Annotated in this window: 10 protein-coding genes and 2 pseudogenes; 8 read left to right on the plus strand and 4 right to left on the minus strand. The window is 47.7% G+C overall.

Annotation, left to right across the window (positions count from 1 at the left end; genetic code table 11):
* Positions 1 to 232: pseudogene (locus AC1DUA_RS25625) on the minus strand (stage II sporulation protein M); the annotation flags it as partial.
* 138 nt (positions 233 to 370) lie between these two features.
* Between AC1DUA_RS25625 and AC1DUA_RS25630 the strand changes: the two are divergent.
* The 5 genes from AC1DUA_RS25630 (at position 371) to AC1DUA_RS25650 (ending at position 2,801) form a co-directional block, all read left to right on the plus strand.
* A complete protein-coding gene (locus AC1DUA_RS25630) occupies positions 371 to 1,168 on the plus strand; it encodes an RDD family protein (protein ID WP_477502457.1) in 798 nt (265 codons plus the stop codon).
* Between the two features lie 30 nt (positions 1,169 to 1,198).
* Positions 1,199 to 1,381 carry a hypothetical protein gene (locus tag AC1DUA_RS25635; protein ID WP_477502458.1) on the plus strand — a complete coding sequence of 61 codons (183 nt, stop codon included), beginning with the start codon at positions 1,199 to 1,201 and terminating at the stop codon, positions 1,379 to 1,381.
* A 189-nt stretch (positions 1,382 to 1,570) separates the two neighbouring features.
* Positions 1,571 to 2,236, plus strand: coding sequence for a Rossmann-fold NAD(P)-binding domain-containing protein (locus AC1DUA_RS25640; protein ID WP_477502459.1), 666 nt, complete (start codon positions 1,571 to 1,573; stop codon positions 2,234 to 2,236).
* A 4-nt stretch (positions 2,237 to 2,240) separates the two neighbouring features.
* On the plus strand, positions 2,241 to 2,444 hold the full coding sequence (locus AC1DUA_RS25645) for a hypothetical protein (RefSeq protein WP_477502460.1): 204 nt from the start codon (positions 2,241 to 2,243) through the stop codon (positions 2,442 to 2,444).
* A gap of 63 nt (positions 2,445 to 2,507) precedes the next feature.
* Positions 2,508 to 2,801, plus strand: a complete 294-nt coding sequence (locus AC1DUA_RS25650; protein ID WP_145667347.1) for a Dabb family protein — start codon at positions 2,508 to 2,510, stop codon at positions 2,799 to 2,801.
* 745 nt (positions 2,802 to 3,546) lie between these two features.
* On the opposite strand, the gene AC1DUA_RS25655 is transcribed toward AC1DUA_RS25650, so the two are convergent.
* Positions 3,547 to 4,407, minus strand: a complete 861-nt coding sequence (locus tag AC1DUA_RS25655) for an AraC family transcriptional regulator (protein WP_477502461.1) — start codon at positions 4,405 to 4,407, stop codon at positions 3,547 to 3,549.
* Between AC1DUA_RS25655 and melA the strand changes: the two are divergent.
* Positions 4,363 to 5,514: pseudogene (gene melA, locus AC1DUA_RS25660) on the plus strand (alpha-galactosidase); the annotation flags it as partial. The gene AC1DUA_RS25655 and the pseudogene melA overlap by 45 nt on opposite strands.
* A 68-nt stretch (positions 5,515 to 5,582) precedes the next feature.
* Here the strand turns inward: melA and AC1DUA_RS25665 are convergent.
* Complete coding sequence (locus tag AC1DUA_RS25665; protein WP_477502462.1) at positions 5,583 to 5,900, minus strand: dehydrogenase; 318 nt, start codon at positions 5,898 to 5,900, stop codon at positions 5,583 to 5,585.
* Positions 5,901 to 6,009: 109 nt separating this feature from the next.
* Positions 6,010 to 6,372 (minus strand): cupredoxin domain-containing protein, encoded by a 363-nt coding sequence (locus AC1DUA_RS25670; protein WP_477502465.1) that lies wholly within the window; start codon positions 6,370 to 6,372, stop codon positions 6,010 to 6,012.
* A gap of 230 nt (positions 6,373 to 6,602) precedes the next feature.
* On the opposite strand from AC1DUA_RS25670, the gene uptA reads away from it, so the two are divergent.
* Positions 6,603 to 7,232, plus strand: coding sequence for an undecaprenyl phosphate transporter UptA (uptA, locus tag AC1DUA_RS25675; protein ID WP_477502463.1), 630 nt, complete (start codon positions 6,603 to 6,605; stop codon positions 7,230 to 7,232).
* Between the two features lie 113 nt (positions 7,233 to 7,345).
* The coding region (locus AC1DUA_RS25680) for a thioredoxin family protein (RefSeq protein WP_477502464.1) at positions 7,346 to 7,851 on the plus strand (506 nt) is incomplete at its 3' end.

The raw sequence follows: 7,851 nt of genomic DNA on the forward strand, positions 1-7,851 counted from the left end.
ACATTGTATTGTGTGCTTGTGCGACCAGATGATTCAAATAAACGGTAGTTTCATCAGCGGGCGAATGGGTTTGGAGAGTGGCTAAATGCGCTGAAGCTGTTTTGTAAAGCTCAGTAAACTTGTTCACGTGACTGGCCTGCAAGCTGCGTTTTCTCTTACTAAGCTGAAGCAGCAACTGCTCTAGCTCCGTCCATTGGGATTTGTGTTCTCGAATAAAGCGCGAGATGTCCATAAAAGCCTCCTAAGCGTTTAACAGCTAGCTCTAGCGAAACCCTATGTGGTTAATGTAGGCTGAGGTTTGCTGTAATCTGTTCATTTTATCATAGGAAAGTCTTAAATTACCATAATTATGCAACGTTAAGGAGATGTTATGAACGAGTCTCTGGATAAAGAAGTGACGGTCATCACCCCTGAGCAGGTGCAATTGCAATTTCARACYGCMGGMATTGGCAGCAGGGCGKTAGCGCATCTGTTGGATTGCCTTATTTTATTAATCGTAAATGTCCTGTTGTTCGTGTTCGTTATTTTGGTGAGCAGGTTATACTCTGGCAGTTGGCTGCCTGCGCTTGCGGATTATTTATTGGCAATTAGCATTGTTTTATGGATTATATTGAACCTGGGTTATTTCATATGTTCGGAAGCTTTTATGGGCGGTCAAACACTGGGGAAACGAAAATTGGGGATGCGCGTCATTCAAAACAATGGCCAGTCGGCAACACTTTTATCCATTATCATTCGTAATCTGTTTCGTTTGCTGGATATGATGCCTGCTTTCTATTTCGTGGGAGTTCTCAGCATGTTCTTAAGCTCGAAGGATAAGCGGGTCGGCGATATGGTTGCTGGTACCATGGTTGTGATTGAAGCGCGATTTGAACGGATAAAACGGCGAAAACAGCTTGAAAAGGCCATCGCACGCAAGAACTATCCTGAGATTGTATTGCATGTAGAGGAGAATCTCAGGCAGGAGGTTACGGCTAAGGATTGGCAGCTGTTGCAGGCTTGGGTTGAAAGAGTACCTACCATGCCTAATGCGAGGTTGGCAGAGCTGGCTGCGCCTATTGCGCACTATTTTGCGATAAAATTAGATCTAGATTCTGCGATCACTTATGATGCTTCTGCGTTCCTGATCAAGCTTTATGAGACTCTGCGCGAGGATTGGGAAGTGTGAGGTAGGCGGTATGGTGGGCGAGGCGATGGCATGGAACAGAGCATGGCGGAACAGAGCGGAGCATGGCGGAACATGACGGAACGAGCAGAGCATGGTGGAACAGGGCGGAACAGAACAGAACAGAACAGAGCAGAGCAGAACGGAATGGAACAGAGCAGGGCAGAACAGAGAAGAGAAGAGAAGAGAAGAGAAGAGAAGAGTAGAGTAGAGTAGAGTAGAGTAGAGTAGAGTAGAGTAGAGTATGGTGGAGCATGGCAGGACAGGACAGGACAGAACAGAACAGAACAGAAACACATAGAACATAGAATCGTAGCACAAAGTACATAGTGAATAGCACACAGCACGTGACATCTGGCATCGAATTGTTGATCAGACATCCATGCGAGTTGAAGGAGGAGCAGTATGGGAACGACGGCTATAGTAGCGGGCGGTACAGGATTAGTAGGCCGGGAATTGATCAGGCTGCTGCTGGAAGGCCCTAGGTACGATAAAATTATCGCGCTTGTTCGTAGGGACATCCAAGTCCTTCATCTGCGGGGAAGCGAGAAGTTGGTCCAAGTGAAGACAGACTACAGCCAATTGGATACGGATTTGGGCCCTGCGGTTATGTCCGTTATGACTGGTGCTCACGTGTTTTGCACATTGGGGACGACTATTAAGAAAGCTGGCTCTCAAGAGCAATTTCGCAAAGTAGACTTCGAATTTCCGATGAAGCTGGGTGAGATCGCTGGCAAGGGGAAGGCAAGTGTCTTTGCTATTGTGACTGCGATGGGGGCGAATAGTGCTTCCTCTATATTTTATAATCGGGTAAAAGGCGATGTCGAGCAGGGGCTGCGGACGCTGAACCTTCGCTCACTGTATATGCTTCGTCCCTCTCTAATTCTAGGAGATCGTGATGAGGTTCGAGTAGGTGAGCAGCTGGGAAGCATCGTTTCACGCGCGATTTCTCCGCTTATGATTGGCGGGCTTCGGACTTACCGCCCCATCCAAGCGAGCAAGATTGCAGCTGGATTAATAGCTTGCGCCCAAATGGGCGAGACAGGGAAGGTTGGAGGTTGCTCCGAATGAGATTTTGGCTGAATCTCTGGTGAGGGTTCTGAATGGTGTTACGGATGGGAATCTTAGCGGGGGACCGAATCAGATTCTGAACGGGGTTCTCAATTGGATTCCGAGCGCAGTACCGAATGAGATTCTGGACGGCGTACTCAATTGGAATCCGAGCGCAGTACCGAATGAGATTCCGATTGTGGATATCGACGAGCCATCTCCTTCCTGATATGATGAAAGACGTTACATATCAACGTGCCAAAATTGTTTTGGGGAAAGTAGGTTTTATATTATGATCGATCACATTGTGCTTGTAAAATTCGGAGAAACAACTACGCAGGAGCAGCTTCAAGAAGTCGTCGACCGCTTTAAAGCGCTTCGCCCTCATCTGACGGGGATCGTCGATATTCAAGCTGGTATTAACTTCTCGGAGAAAAATAAAGGATACCAAGTGGTTCTGTCGGTTCGTTTCGAGGATCGCGCTGCGCTTGAAGCATATGGTCCAAATCCGGAGCACCAAGCGGTTGCTGCGTATATTCGCGAGGTAGGCCGTGAGGATAGTCTGATTGTTGATATTGAGATTTAGGAGGGCAAGTCGCCTCCTACCTACGGGTAATTGGGCAACTTGCTTGTCAGTTAACTGGAAAAATTCCCGTTAATTACCCCTGCGAACCGGGGATTCAAGGAATAACTGGAAATAGTACCTCTAAAACAGCCATTGTTCTTATTATTCTGCTTAACGCAGCTAATTAACGGTAGAAATTCCTGTTATACGACTTGGCAGCGATGAAATGCTGGAAATTAACAGTATTAATTCCATTTACTATTAATGATGTTAAAACCGCAAAAGGGTTATCTCAAAAGGTCAGGAATGACCTATGGGATAGCCCTTTTTGGCTGTATGAAGGCTAGCAAGAGGAACTATGATCCTCTATTCTCGGAATTATAGGGTATGGGCTAATTAGAGGGAACTATGATCCGCTATTTTGTCCGATTTAGCCAGAAAAAAGGGTTTTCGGGGCAAATAGGACCCTGTAGTTCCGCTATTCTCTGATATTCGGCTATTTCGGTAGAATAACGCCCTGTAGTTCCCCAGCCCGCAGAAAAAGGGGAGTCAATGTTGTTTGTTTACAGGGGAGTCAATGTTGCTAGTCCGCAAGGGAGTCAATACTGTGTGTCCACAGGGACGTCAATACCGTGTGCTCGCAGGGAAGTCAATGTTGTTGTTTGCAGGGCAGTCAACGTTGTTCGAAGAGTCAATGTTGTTTATCCGCAAGGGAGTCAATACTGTGTGTCCACAGGGACGTCAATGTTGGCTGCGTATCCACCCACTAGACTCCCCTCCCCGTCAGCTCCTTCCGGTACACCGAAGGCGCGCTGCCGCTCCATTTGTGAAACTGCTTGGAGAAATAAAGCGCATCGTTGAAGCCGACAGACGAGGCCACCTGGTCGATGGTCATGGATGTTTCCAAAAGCTGCTTGGCGCGTTCCATGCGGATTTTGAAAAGGTACTGCATGGGCGCGAGGCCAGTGGCTTGTTTGAACATTTTGCACAAGTAGGTTCGGTGATAGCCCAATGTGCGCGCGAGCTGCTCGATGGAGACGACCTGGGTGTACTGCAGCTCCAGATAGCGGACCGCCTGACTGACTTGCCGCTGGATCTCCGTTTCGGTGGCAGGCTTGGCCTTTATCTGATGAGCGCCAGCCCGGCCAAGCTCGCGAAGAAGCAGACGAAGCCAGCCTCCGGCTTCGATATCTTCAAGCGCCGGATACATCGACTGCTGAAAGCTGGAGCGGATTCGGCGGTAGTAGTGACGCATGGAGCGGGGGATGCTCCATGAGATGACGGCATTTTGCGGGGAAACGCCGATTTGAGAGAGCATCACGCCAGCTGCGTACCCCGTGAAGGCCACCCAAGAATAATGCCAGGGATTCTCGGCATCCGCCGTATATCGAAACAGCTCCCCAGGGTAGATGATGAACGTGTCGCCTGCTGCGCAGTGGTAGGTTCGGTTGTGCATCTCGAAAGTGCCGTTACCAGAGTGCACGGTGTGAACCAGATAGTAATCGTGGACACCAGGCCCTGTATTGTGCAGGGCAATAGGCTTCCCTTCCCCGCTAAAAAGCACGGAAAGTTCGCTATTGCTCTCAATAATATCAAAAAAACAAGTGGCAGCACGTCTGTCATTCATGCGTATACGGACCGCAAGGAAGCTTTGCGGGGTGCGAAATATGTCGTAAACGCTATTCAAGTAGGTGGCTATGATCCATGTACGATTACGGATTTTGAAATTCCGAAAAAGTATGGCTTGCGACAAACAATTGCAGATACAGTTGGTATTGGCGGTATTTTCAGAAATCTGCGGACGATTCCGGTTATGCTTGATTTTGCTGCCGATATTCGTGAGGTATGCCCAGATGCTTTGTTCCTAAACTACACGAATCCAATGGCTGTATTAACCAATGTGATGAACACGTATGGCGGAGTTCGCACGGTTGGCCTATGTCACAGTGTACAGGCCTGCATCCCTGAGCTGTTCAAGAGCCTTGGCATGGAGAAGGAAGGCGTCAAAGCCAAAATCGCCGGCATCAACCATATGGCTTGGTTGCTTGAGGTAACGAAGGATGGCGTCGATTTGTACCCGGAAATCAAGAAACGGGCGATCGAGAAGCAGAAGGGAAAACATAAGGATATGGTCCGTTTTGAAATGATGCTGAAATTCGGTCATTACATTACGGAATCCTCCGAGCACAACGCGGAATATCATCCGTACTTCATCAAACGGAATTATCCGGAGCTGGTTGACCGCTTCAATATTCCGTTAGACGAGTACCCGCGCCGCTGCATCGAGCAGATCAGCCGTTGGAAGAAAATGCGCGAGGATCTCGTGAACGATACGAACTTAACACATGCGCGTTCCCATGAGTATGCTTCTTACATTTTCGAAGCCATTGAGACAGATGTTCCGTTCAAAATCGGCGGCAACGTGATGAATACTGGCTTAATTACGAATCTACCGCGCGAAGCATGCGTGGAAGTACCTTGTCTGGTTGACCGCAACGGGGTTACACCAACTTATGTTGGGGATCTGCCGCCACAGCTTGCGGCGCTCAACCGTACGAACATCAATACGCAGCTATTGACGATTGAAGCGGCAATTACACGCAAACGTGATCATATTTATCACGCAGCTATGCTTGATCCACATACATCCGCTGAGCTATCGATGGATGACATCGTCGCGATGTGCGACGAGTTGATTGAAGCGCATGGCAGCTGGCTGCCTGAGTTCTCCTAAGCATATCTATAACAGAAGAAGGCCATGGCGTATGTCTGACATACCCATGACCTTCTTTTTTTCTTGTTTCAGCCGCCAAACGCATCGCGAAATGCACTATTTAGAACCGCCAACTCGACGTTCCAAATGGGAGCAAGTTCAGGCCCTACGTTGATGTCAAACCAGTCAGAAAGCGCTTTGCGGTTGGAGCCGTTTTCCACGATGAAGGGGAGATTGAGCATGACCTTCTGCACATATAGCTCCTCGGCCTCTTTAATTTGCTCCGGGGAGAGCCATATTTTCAACCGTTTCACGGTCCGGTACAATTCCTTGCTGCAAGCTCTCCGAATGCTGCGCGCATTGGGAAATTGCTGTTTATGTTTTTCACCTTGTTTGTTATTAATCATGACGGCATCCACACTCCTCTATGCTATTTGTATGCATAAAGTGGGCGTAGAGCCACTCGGGATAAGAGGCCAAGGAGCCCAAGTTGAGCGGCATAGCTGTAAAAGTTCGTTAATCGACTACGAGGTAGCCGATCATGGGTCCGTTATGGGCGATATCGGCATGTGTCATACAAATAATGCGGTACGTGCCTTCCTGATCGGCAGTGAAATGAACGATGGTTTCTTTTCCCTTTTTGACCTCACCGCTAATGTTGAGTCCTTCAATGAGAAAAGGATGGCTGTCACCGTTGACACCATAAATGCTGAGTTTGATTCGTTCACCTTTTTGAATGAAAACGGTGCCGGGGTCCCAGCGGTAAGCTTCGATCGTTTTTCCATCTTTGGTGGTCGATTTGAACTCACCTACAACCATTTGAATGGTTCTTTCGGGCATAGGCTCGGCTAGTGTCGGGACGATTTTTCCGCGGTTCATATAGAGAACGCCCGAGAGAATTAGCAGCAGTACGACGGCTGCCAGATAGAGATGCTTGCGCTTAATAATCCATACTTGGGACATAGGGCCCGCCTCCTGTACAAACATTCTTGTACATTTTATGCAGAGGCTTGTCAGCACATGATTATTCTTTCCTATTTTGCTGGCTATAAGTGGGTGAAACTGGTTGACGAGAGCCCGTCTGTGTTAGAATGGAGGGTAGAAATCGGATGGATCATAGAGGGAGAGAGGGTTCAGGAATGGGTGAGTTGATTCACAATATTTTGCTTTACTTGGAAGGGCTTGGCTATTGGGGGATTTTCCTCGGACTGATGCTGGAAGTGATTCCGAACGAGCTGCTTCTTGCCTATGCGGGCTATTTGGTATCCAAAGGTGAAATTAATTTCTATGGCGCGATTGTTTGCGCGGTTATCGGCGGGACACTGGCCCAAATCGTGCTTTATTGGATCGGACGTTATGGTGGCAGACCTTTCCTGGAGAAGTACGGCAAATACTTGCTGATCAGTAAGCATCATATCGATGTTGCTGAGGCGTGGTTCAACCGCTACGGTACGGGCATGATTTTTACAGCAAGATTCATTCCTATCGTCCGTCACGCTATATCCCTTCCGGGTGGCATGGCCAAAATGCCGCTTGGCAAATTTACACTTTACACAGCTGTAGCACTTATTCCTTATTCCTTTCTCTATGTTTACTTGGGGATGAAGCTCAAAGATAACTGGGAAACGATTGATGAGATGGCAGGGCCGTACATAAAACCACTAATTATTGCAGCGATTGTTTTAACACTATTGTATGTGGGATATCAACTTTATTTGAAAAGAAAAGCGAAAGTTTAGCAATCTGGATTTGCGCATTCGATTCAATTTGTTACAATAATAGGGAAGAAATACGAAAATGGAGGGACTTTGATCAACGTTCAGAGATCCCTATATTAGGAGGATGAGTAGCGATGAGTACGAATCTTGCAAGCAAATTGCGCACAGGCTTAAAGCCACAGAAATTCATTGACGGCATGGAGAAAAATAAAGAGAAATTTTTGGATTACTACAACGGATTTGCATGGGATAATGAAGAGGATAAGGAATATTTCGATTCTCTAAATAACCGTGACGATCTGCGCTGTGTCATTATTGCTGCGGATTGGTGTGGCGATGTTGTTCGCAACGTACCTGTCGTATTCAAAGCGCTGGAAAACAGCGGTGTGCCTGTGGAAGTGCTGATTATTGAGCAAAACTACGACGTAATCGATCAGTTCCTGACAAGTGGCGGTCGTTCGATTCCAATCGTTGTGTTTACAGATACTGGCGGCTTTGTACTTGGACATTGGGGCCCACGCCCGACAAATGTTCAAGCGGTCATGACGCAGTTCAAACAAGAAAATCCAGATCGCGAAGCGTCAGATTATAACGAAAAAATTCAAGTAGCCAGAGCCGAAATGGGCCGTCAATATGGTGA

It is taken from the genome of Paenibacillus sp. 01T422, assembly GCF_056398785.1.